Annotated in this window: 18 protein-coding genes and 1 pseudogene; 15 read left to right on the forward strand and 4 right to left on the reverse strand. The window is 39.5% G+C overall.

The features are described 5' to 3' along the window. Nucleotides 1-86: 86 nt before the first annotated feature. A pseudogene (locus tag ACTIEV_RS12540) lies at nt 87-578 on the forward strand (DUF2461 domain-containing protein); the annotation flags it as partial. 51 nt (nt 579-629) lie between these two features. Here the strand turns inward: ACTIEV_RS12540 and ACTIEV_RS12545 are convergent. Together ACTIEV_RS12545 and ACTIEV_RS12550 are read right to left on the reverse strand one after the other, a co-directional pair. Further along, the gene (locus tag ACTIEV_RS12545; RefSeq protein ID WP_322197072.1) at nt 630-1,619 is read right to left on the reverse strand and encodes an aspartate-semialdehyde dehydrogenase; all 990 of its coding nucleotides are present in this window, start codon (nt 1,617-1,619) and stop codon (nt 630-632) included. 293 nt (nt 1,620-1,912) lie between these two features. Further along, entirely contained in the window at nt 1,913-2,836 is a 924-nt protein-coding gene (locus ACTIEV_RS12550; protein ID WP_322197073.1) for a PfkB family carbohydrate kinase, read from the reverse strand. 178 nt (nt 2,837-3,014) lie between these two features. On the opposite strand from ACTIEV_RS12550, the gene ACTIEV_RS12555 reads away from it, so the two are divergent. Both ACTIEV_RS12555 and paaE read left to right on the forward strand, forming a co-directional pair. Further along, complete coding sequence (locus ACTIEV_RS12555) at nt 3,015-3,605, forward strand: TetR/AcrR family transcriptional regulator (protein WP_250686591.1); 591 nt, start codon at nt 3,015-3,017, stop codon at nt 3,603-3,605. Nucleotides 3,606-3,618: 13 nt separating this feature from the next. Further along, nucleotides 3,619-4,698 carry a 1,2-phenylacetyl-CoA epoxidase subunit PaaE gene (gene paaE, locus ACTIEV_RS12560; protein WP_322197074.1) on the forward strand — a complete coding sequence of 360 codons (1,080 nt, stop codon included), beginning with the start codon at nt 3,619-3,621 and terminating at the stop codon, nt 4,696-4,698. A 58-nt stretch (nt 4,699-4,756) separates the two neighbouring features. Here the strand turns inward: paaE and ACTIEV_RS12565 are convergent, their stop codons facing one another. Next, complete coding sequence (locus tag ACTIEV_RS12565; RefSeq protein ID WP_322197075.1) at nt 4,757-5,413, reverse strand: GDSL-type esterase/lipase family protein; 657 nt, start codon at nt 5,411-5,413, stop codon at nt 4,757-4,759. A 156-nt stretch (nt 5,414-5,569) separates the two neighbouring features. Here ACTIEV_RS12565 and paaA point away from each other — a divergent pair, with 156 nt between their 5' ends. From paaA to ACTIEV_RS12615, 10 genes are all read left to right on the forward strand, one after another. Then, complete coding sequence (paaA, locus tag ACTIEV_RS12570) at nt 5,570-6,514, forward strand: 1,2-phenylacetyl-CoA epoxidase subunit PaaA (protein ID WP_322197076.1); 945 nt, start codon at nt 5,570-5,572, stop codon at nt 6,512-6,514. Nucleotides 6,515-6,612: 98 nt separating this feature from the next. Then, nucleotides 6,613-6,981 (forward strand): 1,2-phenylacetyl-CoA epoxidase subunit PaaB, encoded by a 369-nt coding sequence (gene paaB, locus ACTIEV_RS12575; RefSeq protein WP_439516589.1) that lies wholly within the window; start codon nt 6,613-6,615, stop codon nt 6,979-6,981. A gap of 19 nt (nt 6,982-7,000) precedes the next feature. Further along, nucleotides 7,001-7,753 (forward strand): 1,2-phenylacetyl-CoA epoxidase subunit PaaC, encoded by a 753-nt coding sequence (gene paaC / locus ACTIEV_RS12580; RefSeq protein ID WP_322197077.1) that lies wholly within the window; start codon nt 7,001-7,003, stop codon nt 7,751-7,753. Between the two features lie 7 nt (nt 7,754-7,760). Then, a complete protein-coding gene (gene paaD, locus ACTIEV_RS12585; protein ID WP_322197078.1) occupies nt 7,761-8,288 on the forward strand; it encodes a 1,2-phenylacetyl-CoA epoxidase subunit PaaD in 528 nt (175 codons plus the stop codon). A gap of 62 nt (nt 8,289-8,350) precedes the next feature. After that, the gene (locus ACTIEV_RS12590) at nt 8,351-9,127 is read left to right on the forward strand and encodes an enoyl-CoA hydratase-related protein (protein ID WP_322197079.1); all 777 of its coding nucleotides are present in this window, start codon (nt 8,351-8,353) and stop codon (nt 9,125-9,127) included. 9 nt (nt 9,128-9,136) lie between these two features. Next, nucleotides 9,137-9,550, forward strand: coding sequence for a hydroxyphenylacetyl-CoA thioesterase PaaI (paaI, locus tag ACTIEV_RS12595; RefSeq protein ID WP_322197080.1), 414 nt, complete (start codon nt 9,137-9,139; stop codon nt 9,548-9,550). After that, the gene (locus ACTIEV_RS12600; RefSeq protein WP_322197081.1) at nt 9,547-10,167 is read left to right on the forward strand and encodes an acyltransferase; all 621 of its coding nucleotides are present in this window, start codon (nt 9,547-9,549) and stop codon (nt 10,165-10,167) included. Before paaI ends, ACTIEV_RS12600 begins: the two co-directional genes overlap by 4 nt. Nucleotides 10,168-10,211: 44 nt before the next feature. Next, complete coding sequence (gene obgE / locus ACTIEV_RS12605; protein WP_322197082.1) at nt 10,212-11,222, forward strand: GTPase ObgE; 1,011 nt, start codon at nt 10,212-10,214, stop codon at nt 11,220-11,222. 256 nt (nt 11,223-11,478) lie between these two features. Next, complete coding sequence (locus ACTIEV_RS12610; RefSeq protein ID WP_322197083.1) at nt 11,479-11,883, forward strand: hypothetical protein; 405 nt, start codon at nt 11,479-11,481, stop codon at nt 11,881-11,883. A 106-nt stretch (nt 11,884-11,989) separates the two neighbouring features. Further along, nucleotides 11,990-12,187 carry a hypothetical protein gene (locus ACTIEV_RS12615; protein WP_250686602.1) on the forward strand — a complete coding sequence of 66 codons (198 nt, stop codon included), beginning with the start codon at nt 11,990-11,992 and terminating at the stop codon, nt 12,185-12,187. A gap of 50 nt (nt 12,188-12,237) precedes the next feature. On the opposite strand, the gene typA is transcribed toward ACTIEV_RS12615, so the two are convergent. After that, nucleotides 12,238-14,052 (reverse strand): translational GTPase TypA, encoded by a 1,815-nt coding sequence (typA, locus tag ACTIEV_RS12620; protein ID WP_439516590.1) that lies wholly within the window; start codon nt 14,050-14,052, stop codon nt 12,238-12,240. A 136-nt stretch (nt 14,053-14,188) separates the two neighbouring features. On the opposite strand from typA, the gene ACTIEV_RS12625 reads away from it, so the two are divergent. Together ACTIEV_RS12625 and ACTIEV_RS12630 are read left to right on the forward strand one after the other, a co-directional pair. Further along, on the forward strand, nt 14,189-14,569 hold the full coding sequence (locus ACTIEV_RS12625) for a DoxX family protein (RefSeq protein WP_439516591.1): 381 nt from the start codon (nt 14,189-14,191) through the stop codon (nt 14,567-14,569). 42 nt (nt 14,570-14,611) lie between these two features. Further along, nucleotides 14,612-15,628 (forward strand): alpha/beta hydrolase, encoded by a 1,017-nt coding sequence (locus tag ACTIEV_RS12630; protein ID WP_439516592.1) that lies wholly within the window; start codon nt 14,612-14,614, stop codon nt 15,626-15,628.

Genomic DNA, 15,628 nt, shown 5'->3' on the forward strand with positions numbered 1-15,628 from the left:
GAACACATTACTAAAACGCTCTTTGCTTTTACTTCATTTTACCCAATTTGACCATTTTCAACCCTTGATTCGCATTACAAGCAAAAGACTGTACTTTTCGGATCAATAGAGATGTTCGCTTTAGTAAGAATAAAGATCCTTATAAAACGAATATGGGTATGTATTTGAGCAGAGGAGGGAAAAAATCTGTATTCTCAGGATACTATTTTCATGTAGAGCCAGGAGGGAACAGTTTCATGGGTGGTGGATTGTATATGCCTGAACCGGATGTGATCAAAAAAGTAAGACAGGAGATCGATTACAATTGGGAGGAGTTCAATAAAATCATCAGTCAAAAAAAGTTCAAAGCTACTTACGGAAACTTACAAAGAGAAGAAGGGATGGTATTGAGTCGTGAGCCGAAAGGATATGAAAAAGACAATCCGGCAATTGAATACATCAAGTTGAAAAGCTGGGTTGCGACTGCCCCTGTTACTGATCAGTTGCTCACTTCAGATCATCTGGTAAAAGAAATTGTGGGTGCTTTTGAAACATTACAACCGATGATTGAATTTTTAAATAAAGCTTTAGAAGAATAAAGCCACAGATTCGTCTGCCTAAGGCAGATAAATCTGTGGCTAATAAAAAAATTATACCAATCCTTTCTCCATCAGGTATTCAGCTATTTGAACAGCATTGGTAGCAGCTCCCTTGCGAAGATTGTCACTTACGATCCACATATTCAATGTATTCGGTTGTGTTTCGTCTCGTCTTAAACGACCAACAAACACTTCATCTTTTTCATGTGCCCATAATGGCATCGGATATTGTTGATTGACAAGATCGTCTTGAACAATTATTCCGGGTGCTTTTTCTAGTATTGAACGAACCTCCTCCAATGCGAAGTCATTTTCAAATTCTACATTCACACTCTCACTGTGCCCGCCAATAACAGGGATACGAACCGTAGTAGCAGTAACACGAATGCTATCATCTTTCATGATCTTTTTGGTCTCATTCACCATTTTCATTTCTTCTTTGGTGTAACCATTATCCGTAAACACATCAATTTGAGGAATCACATTCAAATCGATTGGGTATTTATAGGCCATTTCACCTTCTACGCCTTTTCTTTCATTGAACAGTTGGTCCACTGCTTTTTTCCCTGTACCGGTCACACTCTGATAAGTGCTAACCACTACCCGCTTGATCTTATAGCGAAGATGCAAAGGCTGTAATGCCACCACCATCTGGATAGTAGAGCAGTTAGGATTTGCGATGATGAAATCATCTTTTGCAAGCACATCCGCATTTACTTCCGGAACAACCAGTTTTTTATTAGGATCCATTCTCCAAGCAGAAGAATTATCGATCACCCGAATGCCGGCTTCGGCAAATTTGGGTGCCCACTCCAGTGAAGTACTTCCACCGGCTGAGAAAATAGCAATCGCAGGTTTGGCAGCAATACCATCATCCATGCTCACCACTTTATAAGGTTTCCCTTTAAAGAACACTTCTTTCCCAACGGATCTTTCTGAAGCTACCGGAATGAGTTCTGTTACCGGGAAGTTACGCTCTGCCAGCACTTCCAACATTTTGGTACCTACAAGTCCTGTGGCACCTACAACTGCTACTTTCATGTTTTTTATTTGTTTTGTTTATGGTTGTTGTTTAATGATTCACAGCAAAAAGGCCTTCCTGCTAGGGAAGGCCTCTGAGTATATTCGTTATCATACACAAACGTTCAGGCTCCTTCCCGGTCAGAGAGGTTTCTTGGTACGTTTTGTATGTTTCATGATCATCATTGCTTTGCGAAAATACTTGTGTTTGTTTTTTGAGCCAAAAGATTTTTTAGTAAAGCCCAGAGGGCTTGTTAGCTAATAGTTCATAGCAAATAGCAAAAAACCATACGCTATGAACCATAAGCCATACGCTACCCTACTAGATCAATATCAAAATTCACCAACTGCACAAACTCATCAATTCTGTTAGCGATGTCTTCTTTGCTGATCTCTCTTAGACGCTGGGTACCGAATTTTTCTACGCAGTACGAAGCCATGGCACTACCTACGATGATGGCAGTCTTCATGTTTTCGAAAGAAATATCTTTTGTACGGGCAATATGTCCAATAAAACCACCGGCAAAAGTATCACCCGCTCCTGTTGGATCGAATACTTCTTCCAATGGTAATGCTGGTGCAAAGAATACTTTAGACTCATGGAATAATAAAGCACCGTGTTCGCCCTTCTTAATGATCAGGTATTTAGGACCCATTTTCATGATGGCAGCCGCGGCTTTTACCAGTGAATACTCACCACTTAACTGACGTGCTTCACTGTCATTTACCATAAGCAGGTCAACCATCGCCAAGGTTTTCTTCAACTCATCCATCATGATTTCCATCCAGAAATTCATGGTATCCATTACAATCAGTTTCGGACGAGTCTTCAATTGTTCAATCACACTGCGCTGAACCGCGGGTACCAGGTTACCCAACATCAGGAACTCACAATCTTGAAAACTATCAGGAACTACCGGCTCAAAATTTTCCAGAACGTTGAGTTGAGTCTCCAATGTATCACGTGAATTCATATCCATGTGATAACGACCGCTCCAGAAAAATGTCTTTTCGTCTTTTTTGATCTGTACGCCAGACAAATCCACTCCGCGAGCAGTTAATTGGTCTAATTCTTCTTGGGGGAAATCACCACCTACAATTGAAATTTGCTTAACAGGCGTGAAATTGGAAGCACACCAGGCAATATATGTACCTGCACCACCAATGATTTTATCACTTTTTCCAAACGGAGTTTCGATGGCATCAAACGCCATGGATCCGACAACGACTAAAGACATAGATTAATTTTTGTTATCGGGGTGCGAAACTAGCGTATTTGGAGGGTAAATGCTAGTAACAGCCGCTTAATTTGTGCTTAGTGTCGCTTATTGCACAAGCATTCCACAAAAAACTAACGAAATAATATTTTAAGCTCATATTTATTGCTAACACGCGTTAGCTGACTATCTTCGTGTTATGGCTAGAATCAAAACTGATAAAAACATTTCACGCAAAGACGTGATTGTAACCAAAGCGGCTACCCTTTTCAGAGAAAAGGGGTTTAAAGCAGCCAGTATGCGAGATCTGGCAGAAGCGGTAGGCGTTGAAGCTGCCAGTTTGTATAATCACATTAAATCGAAGACAGAATTATTACATGAACTCTGTTTTAGTGTTGCCAACCGTTTCCTGCAAAAAATTGATGAAGTGGAAGCAGAAAAAATCACGGCGATTGAAAAGATTGAAAAATTACTGCGTTTCCATATCAATGAAATGATTCACCACTATGAAGAAGTATATGTGAGTGATCGTGAATGGAAACACCTCGCAGATCCTTATTTGTCGAACTTCCAAAACCAACGTCGCATCTACCGCAAACGTTTTGCAGCCATTATTGAAACAGGTATACGCAATCAAGAAGTCAAAAAGATTGATGCCCCTACTGCTGTACTCATCATGCTGCACGCCATTAGCGGTATTGAAAGTTGGCATCGCTCCACACAAAAGATCAGCGCAGCTGAACTCGAAGAAAATATGGTAACCATTCTTGTAGGCGGATTAACACAATAAGAGAAAGACCGGTATGTCTATACATTTTGAGCAACTCACTGTTCGTGAAGTACGCAGAGAAACCAATGATTGCGTTTCGATTGCTTTTGAAATTCCTGATGCACTGAAAAATGCATTTCAGTTTTTACAAGGACAATACATTACACTAAAAACAAAGATTGACGGTGAAGAAGTACGTCGATCCTATTCTATTTGCAGTAGCCCATTGGATCTTGAATTAAGAGTCGCAGTAAAAAAAGTTCCGCAAGGTGTTTTTTCTACTTATGCCAATGAGGTTTTGAAAGCCGGTGATCAATTAGATGTCATGCCACCAATGGGTAAATTTTTTACACCGCTCTTACCCGAACAAAAAAAGAACTATGTTGGCTTTGCTGCGGGTAGTGGTATAACTCCTTTGTTATCCATCATCAAAACAACCTTACAAACCGAACAGGAAAGCACATTCACCCTGGTATATGGAAATCGCAATAGACATTCCATCATCTTTAGAGAAACATTGGAAGCGCTGAAGAATAAATACATGAATCGTTTCAGACTCATTCATATTCTTTCCAGAGAAACAACAGATACCCCATTGAACTCAGGAAGAATTGATGCGGATAAATGTTTGGTTCTTTGCGACAAGACCATTGATCTACAACAAACCGATGAGTTTTTTCTTTGCGGTCCGGAAGAAATGATCTTTGCTGTGAAAAATGTTTTAGAACAACAACATGTTCCTGCGCAGAAAATTCATTTCGAATTGTTTACTACTGCCGGACAACAACATAAAAAAAATCTGCAGCAGGACGAGGATATCGATAAGGGCCCTAAGAGCAAGATCACTGTTACACTTGATGGAATTAGTTTTGATTTTGAATTGAGTCAAAAAGGAGATGCCATATTGGATGCTGCTTTGAAACATGGAGCAGATCTTCCTTATGCTTGTAAAGGCGGTGTTTGTTGTACTTGCAGAGCTAAATTGGTTGAGGGAGAAGTAGATATGGAAGTAAACTATGGATTAGAACCTGATGAAATAGAACAGGGATTTATTCTTACCTGTCAATCACACCCTAAGTCTGAAAAAGTAGTGGTTGACTTTGATGTGAAATAATTATTTAGCCACAGATGCACAGATTACAATAACTAATCTTTACATCTGTTGCTATTCATCATTTAAGTAAAACCGGTTCTATAATTCTCTGCCAAATTGCATACCCTTTCGCATTCATGTGCAAATTGTCTTTGATAAATAATTCAGGATTCACAGTACCGTCAGGAAGTAACATTGCATGGTGAACATCCACATAAACAGTTGCAGCATCTCTTCTTAAATATCTTTTGATCAATCGATTCGCTTTCAAAAACTGCTTTTCCAATTTCCATCTGCTTGGACTTGGTTTGATAGAAATAAAAGCAACAGGTATATTCCCAAGTTCTGTTCGGATAATTTTCAAAAGTGTTTTGAATCTATCACGCACCATTTTAGGGGTTGCCGGTATTGAGTCTGCAATATCATTCTCACCACAGTAAATAATGATTTGCTTAGGCTGATAAGGCAGAATAATCTTATCTGCATATTGAATTACATCCGGTAAGCTAGATCCACCAAATCCACGATTGAGTATGGGATATCCAGGAAAATAGTCTTGAATATCTTTCCAATAAGTAAAGGAAGAACTGCCGACAAACAATAATTGACCTTTGGAAGGAATATGTAAACTATCAGCACTTAAAAAAGCATCAATATCTTTTTTAAACCTCGGTGTCTGTGCTAATACCGACAAACAATACAATAGAAAGGCAACAATTAGTATCCCTTTTTTCATACCGGAAAGATAATCTCCTGTTCATCATCACTTTACTTGTAAGTATAAAAACATCAACAAAAACTAACAAAAAGACAAATTGTTTAGTTTTAATACACTAACATTTGTTAGCATTATTCAATTCTTTTTGTATTTTTACAGCCCAAACCGCAACGTATGGAAAAGAATTTGGAACAATTATTTCAGGAAAAAATCAATAAGGAAATTCGCATCGAACCCAAGGATTGGATGCCGGAAAAATATCGTCAGACTTTGATCCGTCAGATTAGTCAGCATGCACATAGTGAGATTGTTGGTATGCTACCGGAAGGCAACTGGATTACCCGTGCCCCCAACCTGAGAAGAAAAGCTATTTTATTGGCAAAAGTGCAAGATGAAGCAGGTCATGGATTATACCTTTATTCTGCTGCTGAAACATTGGGCATTAGTAGAGATGAAATGTATGAGCAATTACACAGTGGTAAAGCAAAATATTCTTCCATTTTCAATTACCCCACTTTAAGTTGGGCTGATATGGGTGCCATTGGTTGGTTGGTAGATGGAGCTGCTATTATGAATCAAGTGCCGCTGTGTAGAACCAGTTACGGCCCTTATGCCAGAGCAATGGTGCGGGTTTGTAAAGAAGAGAGCTTCCATCAGCGTCAGGGTTTTGAAATTTTATTGACCCTAAGTCGTGGAAATGAAGCGCAGCGCCGTATGGCACAAGATGCCATCAATCGTTGGTGGTGGCCTAGTATCATGATGTTTGGTCCGAAAGATGATGAAAGTCCGAATACAATTCAAAGCATGAAATGGAAGATCAAGCGTTTTACCAATGATGAGTTACGCCAAAAATTTGTAGACATCTGTGCAGAGCAAATCAAAATATTAAACCTCACGATTCCGGATCCTGATTTAAAATGGAATGAGGAAAGAGGACATTATGATTTTGGTGCAATCAATTGGGATGAATTCTGGCAAGTAATTGCAGGCAATGGTCCATGCAACAAACAAAGACTCGATGCACGAAAAAAAGCTTGGGACGATGGAAAATGGGTAAGGGAAGCAGCTTGTGCGTATGCGGCGAAACGTGCGGCTAGAAAAGAAGTGAAAGTGGCGTAGGGTAAAAAATCAAAAGTAAAAAGTCAAAAGTAAAAAAGTGAGTAGTGAATTTATTATTTAAAAACTTGCAGCGTGGAGCTTGCAGCTAACAGCTTACTATGAAACAATACATCATCAAACAATACTACGGCGATTACGGTGAAGGGAAGAACGGTGCTGCCGATATTTCTACTTCCGGCTCTTCTAAACAGGAATGGCCTTTATGGGAAGTATTCATCAGAAGTAAGCAAGGATTGGATCATAAACATGTAGGTAGTCTGCATGCTGCTGATGCGCAAATGGCCATCGAAAATGCGCGAGATGTGTATACCAGAAGAAATGAAGGCATCAGCATTTGGGTAGTAGAAAGCAAACACATCCATGCCAGCAATCCCGATGAAGCAGATGCTTTATACGATCCTGCTAATGACAAAGCCTATCGTCATCCTACTTTTTATGATCTACCGGATGAATTGACCCATATCTAATCAAAGCCTTTTACCACTGATGAATCAATCACTGATCGATTATACATTACAGCTTGCTGACAATGCCTTGATCATAGGACATCGCAACAGCGAATGGTGCGGACACGGACCTGTACTAGAGCAGGATATTGCAATTTCAAATATTGCGCTCGATTTTATCGGACAAGCAAGAAACTTTTATCAATATGCTGCTGAACTTTTGGGTAATGGAGCAACGGAAGATTCACTTGCATTTCTGCGGGATGTTCCTGAGTTTAAAAATGTATTGATCACAGAATTACCCAATGGTGATTGGGCACAAACCACTTTACGTCAGTTTCTGTTCAGTACCTATCAATATTATTTCTATCAACAGTTACAAAATTCAACCGATACAAGACTTGCAGCTATTGCAGCTAAATCGTTGAAGGAAGTCACATACCACTTACGTTGGAGCAGTGAATGGGTGATTCGTTTAGGTGATGGTACGGAAGAGAGTAAACATCGATTACTGACAGCGTTAGATGAGCTATGGAATTTCACGGGTGAAATGTTTTTACCTGCTGCTTACGAGACTGCATTACTGCAAGAAAATATGGGTGTTGACCTATCCATTATCCACCAACATTGGAATCAAAAAGTGCAAGAGGTATTTGCAGAAGCCAGCATTCAGATTCCTAAAAAAAGCTGGGCTCAACAAGGTGGTAAAACCGGTATTCATACAGAACATTTAGGATACATACTCGCAGAAATGCAATTCTTACAAAGAGCTTATCCCGGAGCCGAGTGGTAAAATAATTATGACGATCGCTATTCAACATACAAGTCCCGAGGAAAAAAAGATCTGGAATTTACTGGAAACAGTAACAGATCCTGAAGTACCCGTTTTAACCATTCTTGATCTTGGAATTGTTCGATCAGTTGAACTAGCTCAACTCGATAATCATCAGTTGAAACCGATCATAACTATTACTCCTACCTATAGCGGTTGTCCGGCCATGGATGTCATCAGCATGAATATCAGAATGGCACTATTGCAAGCAGGTTATCAACAAATGGAAATCAAACAAGCATTGTCCCCTGCCTGGACAACTGATTGGATGAGTGAGGAAGCTAAAAATAAACTGAAAGCTTACGGTATAGCACCTCCTCAATACAAACAAGCGGTATGTACGCCGGAGGCATTTCAGGATGAAGAAGCGATCCAATGTCCGCAGTGTAATTCATGGAACACAGCATTGGTATCACAGTTTGGCAGTACAGCTTGTAAAGCTTTGTACAAATGCAATGATTGTAAAGAGCCTTTTGATTATTTCAAATGTCACTGACATCTTGATATTTTCATTGCCCCTGCGAAGAGAAGACCTTATTTTTGAATAAATCATCTTACATGTCTAGTATTCTTTTTCATATTGAAAATGGTATTGCTTTTATTACACTCAATCGTCCCGATAAGCTGAATTCTTTTAATCGTGAAATGGCGCTTTTACTACAGTCCAAATTAGATGAATGTGCATCCTTGCACGAGGTAAGAGCCGTTTATTTAACAGGTGCAGGAAAAGGATTTTGTGCCGGACAAGATCTTGCAGAAGTAGTAGATCCGAATGGACCGGGTATGCAAAGAATTTTGAGTGAACATTATAATCCAATCATTACTCGGTTAAGACATATGCCGAAACCGGTAGTAGCCGCTGTGAATGGCGTTGCTGCCGGCGCGGGTGCTAATATTGCTTTGGCTTGTGATATTGTAGTGGCTACTCAATCAGCCTCTTTTATTCAAGCGTTCTCTAAGATTGGCTTAATTCCGGATAGCGGAGGTACTTATACATTACCGCGTTTGATCGGCTGGCAAAAAGCCAGTGCCTTGATGATGTTGGGAGATAAAGTAACTGCAGCAGAAGCTGAAAGATTAGGTATGCTGTATAAAGTATTTGCCGACGAAGAATTTACAGACTCCTCTAAAAACATAGCAGCTACTTTAGCCCAAATGCCTACCAAAGCATTGGCATACATAAAACATGCTTTGAATCAATCAGCTTCCAATGATTTGGAAGCGCAGTTACAATTGGAAGATGTGTATCAACAGAAAGCTGCCGATACTGATGATTTTAAAGAAGGCGTACAAGCATTTTTAGAAAAGCGTGCTCCTCAATTCAAAGGATCTTAAAATTATTTTATGAGCAATCCATACAGACAAGTTGTTGATCACATGATGATTCATGATAAATTTTCCCAATGGTTGGGTATTGAGGTATTGGATATACAAGAAGGCTACAGTAAAATAAAAATGACTGTTCGAGAAGAAATGATCAATGGATTTGGTATTGTACATGGTGGAATTGCTTTTTCATTAGCAGACAGTGCTTTTGCATTTGCTTGTAACAATCGAAATAATTTGTCGGTTGCCTTAGATACTTCTATCAACTTTACAAAAGCCATTCAGGTAGGTGACGAACTCACAGCAGAAGCCAAAGAAACACACAATGGCAGAAGTACAGGTTTATATTTTATAACCATCACCAATCAAAAAAATGAGCAAGTAGCTATTTTTAAAGGCACTTGTTTCAGAACCGGCAAAACTTTAGTATGATCTATCAATTCAAAGAACATATTCCTGTGGTTCATGAAACAGCTTTTGTTCATCCACAAGCTGTTGTTACCGGTAATGTGATCATTGGTAAGCATGTATATGTTGGTCCGGGTGCAGCTATACGTGGTGATTGGGGAAAAATCATCATTGAAGATGGTTGTAATGTTCAAGAGAACTGCACCATTCATATGTTTCCCGGCGTTACGGTTCATTTGAAAGAAAGTGCACATATTGGTCATGGAGCCATTATCCATGGAGCAACGATTGGAAGAAACTGTTTGATTGGTATGAACAGTGTGATCATGGATAACGTAGAACTTGGAGATGAATGTATTGTAGGCGCTTTGAGTTTTATCAAGGCAGATGAAATATTTGATGCAAGAAGTTTAATTGTGGGGAATCCGGCAAAAAAGATCAAAGAGGTAAGTGATGAAATGATCAGCTGGAAAACCCAGGGAACAGAACTCTATCAGCAATTACCGGATGATATGCGTCAATATTGGAAAGCTTGTGACCCCTTAAGAGAAATACCTGCTTCTTCCATTAGTGATACTGAGCTACAAACGAATAAATTCTACCAAACCTGGAATCAACAAAGGAAAAACCAAGACGGCTGACATTTTTGTACCTTTGCGTTCATTAAACGAGGTAATCTTCAATAGTGTCAGAGAAAACAAACTTCATCGATTATATCCGCATCTTTTGTCGCAGTGGTCACGGTGGCGCCGGTGCCAAGCATTTCATGCGTAATAAACTCACTGCCAAGGGTGGTCCTGATGGTGGTGATGGCGGTCGCGGTGGTCATATCATCTTAAAGGGCAATGCTCAGATGTGGACATTACTGCATTTACGTTATTTCAAAAATGTATTGGCTGAGAACGGAGAACCCGGAAGTAAAAACAATTGTACCGGACATGATGGAAAAGATATCATCATTGAAGTGCCACTCGGAACTGTTGCCAGAGATGAAGAAACTGGTAAAATAGAAGCAGAAATACTTGAAGATGGACAACAGATTGTTTGGATGAAAGGTGGACGTGGTGGATTAGGTAACAGCAATTTTGCAACACCTACCAATCAAGTACCCGAACATGCTCAACCCGGAGAACCGGGTGTTGAAGGCTGGAAGAATCTGGAATTAAAAGTATTGGCAGATGTTGGATTGGTAGGTTTCCCCAATGCAGGAAAATCTACTTTATTGTCTGTCATCACAGCCGCTAAACCCAAAATTGCGAATTACGCCTTTACAACATTAACGCCTCAATTGGGCATGGTTGAATACCGTGATTCCAAATCATTCTGTATTGCAGATCTTCCGGGAATTATTGAAGGCGCTGCAGAAGGCAAAGGATTGGGACATCGTTTCCTAAGACATATTGAACGAAATGCAGTTTTACTTTTCTTAATTCCTGCAGATAGTGCTGATCATAAAAAAGAATTTGAGATACTCAGAAATGAATTAGAGCAATACAATCCTGAAATGCTTCAAAAAGATTTTATCATTGCCATCAGTAAAAGTGATATGCTGGATGATGAACTCAAAGAAGCCATCAGCAAAGAGCTTCCAAAAAATATTCCTCATTTATTCATCTCATCAGTAACACAAACCGGATTAACGGCATTGAAAGATGTGTTGTGGGATACTTTGAACAAACCCATTCCATCAAACTAACGATTGTTAATATATTGCATTTATAGATATCTTAACACCGCTTACCACAAATCATTTTTTAACAGGGGTTACCTTTTCTACCTTGCAGGTATTAAGGATATACGACAGGCAATCTGATGTACATCCTTGGACATAAAAGTCCAACCTGCTTCGCTTCTACGTTTTTGCTTTTACGAAATTTTTACTTGCACTACGAAGGTCTTTGATACCATTCAGAGACAGGTCATCTATTATTCAAAGTAAAAAAAACAACATCATGGAAAAGCAAACTATTCAATCTATTGTAAAAGGATTAGCACTGAGCACTGTCTTTGCAGTAGGAACATTATTCAACGCCACTGCAAACAATGCAGTGAATGGATCTGATGCAGCAGCAAAAGCTGAGATCAAGTATGCGGGTTCTTCAAAAGAGCAAGTATCATTCAACATCAAATTCAATAACCCTAGCGGTAAGAAATTTACGCTGTTGGTATTGGATGCAAAGGGTGATTTGTTCTTCAAAGAACATTACAATGCAAAGAATTTTGATAAGAGATTGGTATTGTCACAAGACGATGCAGATAAACTTACTTTCAGAATTCAGCAAGGAGAAGAAACTTTTAGTGAAAAGATCAATGTTTTCCTGAGTGAAACTGAATCAAGAAAAAATTCTGGTAAGTAATTCAGGTTATTAAGCAAGCGAGCCGCCTTTTTAGGCGGCTTTTTTGTGCACAGTATTGTTGAAAAAACAACTGTCGACTATACACCAAGGTCACTAACTTCACTGTATGCAGATGCAATGTTTGTTTTGTGGTCATTTGGTACAGATGGTGCATGTACACGGACATTACCAATGTCCGGTTTGTAATACCAATGCATTACCCTGTTGTGATGGGGACAACTGTAATACGAATCATTTACTCGCAGATACTACTACCATCCATCCAATTCTTAGCGAAACAAATACTGATAGAGACACACAATAAAAAAAGCCATCCACTTAGTGCGGATGGCTTATCAATATCATTCAGTGAAGTTACCCAGCCGCTTCCGACTGCATCATCTTACTTACTTTCTTACGCTCTTCTTCATTCAATACAGTCTTACGCATACGAATGCTTTTCGGAGTTACTTCAATACACTCATCTTGTTGAATATATTCCATACACTCTTCCAATGTAAACTGCAACTTCGGAGTAATACGAACACTGTCATCGCTACCGCTTGCACGGTGGTTGGTCAATTTCTTCGCTTCTACCGCATTTACATTCAGATCTCCCGGCTTAATATGTTCCGCAATGATCTGTCCAACATATACTTCTTCTCCTGGATCAATAAAGAAGCTACCACGATCCTGTAACTTATCGATAGAATAAGCAGTCGTTACACCCTGAAACTTAGCGATCAATACACCATTGTTTCTTCCGGGGATTGGTCCCTTCCAAGGTTTGTATTCTAAGAAGCGGTGTGCCATTACAGCTTCACCTGCAGTATTGGTTAACATTTGAGAACGAAGACCAATCAATCCTCTGGAAGGAATTTCAAATTCAAGATGTTGCATCTCTCCCTTGCTTTCCATCACCAACATTTCACCCTTACGTTGAGTAACCAAATCAATCACTTTACCACTGTATTCACTTGGAACATCTACCACTAACACTTCATAAGGCTCACATTTCTTACCGTCAATATGTTTCACCAATACTTGTGGATTACCCACTGTTAATTCATATCCTTCACGACGCATGGTTTCTACCAATACACCCAAATGCAGGATACCACGACCATATACCAAGAAGCTATCTGCACTATCTGTATCTTCTACTCTCAATGCTAAGTTCTTCTCTGTTTCTTTCATCAAACGATCACGCAGGTGACGAGAGGTAACAAATTTACCTTCGCGACCAAAGAATGGTGAGTTATTGATGCTGAAAGTCATACTCATCGTTGGCTCATCCACACTAATGATTGGTAAAGCTTCCGGATTTTCTGCATCAGCAATGGTATCGCCGATATTGAAATCTTCTAAACCTACCACTGCGCAAAGGTCGCCAGACAGTACTTCTGTTACTTTACGCTTACCCATACCTTCAAATACATACAATTCTTTCACACGGCTCTTCTTGATAGAACCATCTGCTTGTACCAATGCAATCGGCTGGTTTTCTTTGATAGAACCACGGGTTACTTTTCCGATCGCAATACGACCAAGGAAAGAAGAGTAATCCAATGAAGTGATCTGTAATTGTAAAGTACCTTCATTTACTTTCGGTGCCGGTACATATTTAATAATACCATCCATCAATGGAAGGATATCTTCTGTTGGTGTTAAGCTATCATTGAACCAACCATTTTTACCACTACCATAGAAAGTAGGGAAATTCAGTTGTTCTTCTGTTGCATCCAAATTGAAGAATAATTCAAATACCGCATCATGTACTTCATCCGGACGACAATTTGGCTTGTCTACTTTATTAATCACTACGATTGGATGCAGGTTCAGTTGTAATGCTTTTTGCAGTACAAAACGAGTTTGGGGCATGGGGCCTTCAAAAGCATCCACCAATAAAATAACCCCATCGGCCATTTTCAAAACACGCTCCACTTCTCCACCAAAGTCACTGTGACCCGGTGTATCAATCACATTTATTTTAATGCCGTTATAGGTAACAGCAGCATTCTTACTAAAAATGGTGATTCCTCTTTCGCGTTCCAGATCATTGCTATCCATGATCAGATCGCCGGTTTCTTGATTGTCTCTGAATACCTTGGTAGCATGTAAAATCCTGTCTACCAGTGTTGTTTTGCCATGGTCAACGTGTGCAATAATGGCAATGTTTCTTATTTCCATGTAAAATTTTAAGGCTGCAAAGGTACGGCTTTATGACCGGAGGGCAAAGGATACATATAAACTTAACAACATATCTTAGCCGAAAGCATGCTAACTCTGTATAATTCAGTTAGAAATAAACAAAATACATTGTCGTATGTCTAGTCATAGAATGAAAAAAGCTGCTTTCTGGTTATTGGTTGCTTTTTACCTGTTCGCAGGAGCCAATCACTTTATTAACCCCTCATTTTATAGTGGATTGATTCCTCCTTACTTGCCTTGGCATGATCTTATTAATATAATATCGGGAATTGCAGAGATCATATTGGCTGGTTTATTACTACTACCACGTACAAGGCTGTTTGCTGCAAAAGGAATCATTGTTTTGTTGATTGCATTTATTCCGGCGCATATTTATTTTATACAGATCAACAGTTGTATTCCTAATGGACTCTGTGTGCCTCAATGGTTGGGGTGGGTTCGCTTGATCATTGTTCATCCATTATTAATAGCATGGGTATGGTGGTGCAGGAAATAAATATCAGTCAACTAGCTGTATCTTAACAGAAACATTTCACCCATGCGCATTATAAAAAGATTTCTGTTTATCATCGCCATACTTGCTATTGTTTATTTCGTAGGTCCACATCCTGAAAAGCCGGTGTATACCGCAACACTTCCTTCTATTCCTAATCATGCCGAATCATTGATAGAATATGTTAGCGCTATTGAAAGTAAACATCAAATAAAACCCGACAATGAAGCCAGAATTGTATGGAACAATGATTCTTTAAAAAACAAAACAGCATACGCCATTGTATACCTGCATGGATTTAGTGCCAGTCAGGAAGAAGGGAATCCTGTTCATCGGAATCTGGCGAAACAATTGGGTGCGAATTTATATTTATCCAGATTATCCGGACATGGTATTGATACGAGTGATGCATTGTTACACATGACTGCCACCAGTTTATGGGAAACAGCAAAAGAAGCATATGCCCTTGGGAAACAATTGGGTGATAAAGTCATACTCATGGGCACTTCAACAGGTGGTACGCTTGCATTACAGTTAGCAGCTACCTATCCGGAGATCGCAGGTTTGGTTTTATTATCTCCCAATATTGCTATTAATGATCCCAACGCATGGATCACCAATAACCCTTGGGGATTACAAATTGCCAGATTGGTAAAGGGCGGAAAGATGAATATTGTTCCGAACAAAACAGAAACCTATAAAAAATATTGGAATGATCAATACAGACTGGAAGCTGTAACAGAACTCGAAGAATTACTCGAGACCACAATGAACAAAGAAACATTCCAAAAAATAAAACAGCCAATACTTACCCTTTACTATTATAAAAATGAAAAAGAACAAGATCCTGTTGTAAAAGTGAGTGCCATGAAAAAAATGTTTGAACAAATCAGCACCCCCGCCTCACTCAAAAAAATGGTCCCCATCCCCAATGCAGGCAACCATGTACTCGGCTCACCTATTCAATCAAAAGATGTGGTGACGGTTGAGCGGGAAGCATTGTTGTTTTTGAAGGAAGTGGTTGGGGGGGGAAGATTGATGTCCATAGTCGATGGTCAATAG

The organism is Sediminibacterium sp. (assembly GCF_051861365.1).
GTDB lineage: Bacteria > Bacteroidota > Bacteroidia > Chitinophagales > Chitinophagaceae > Sediminibacterium.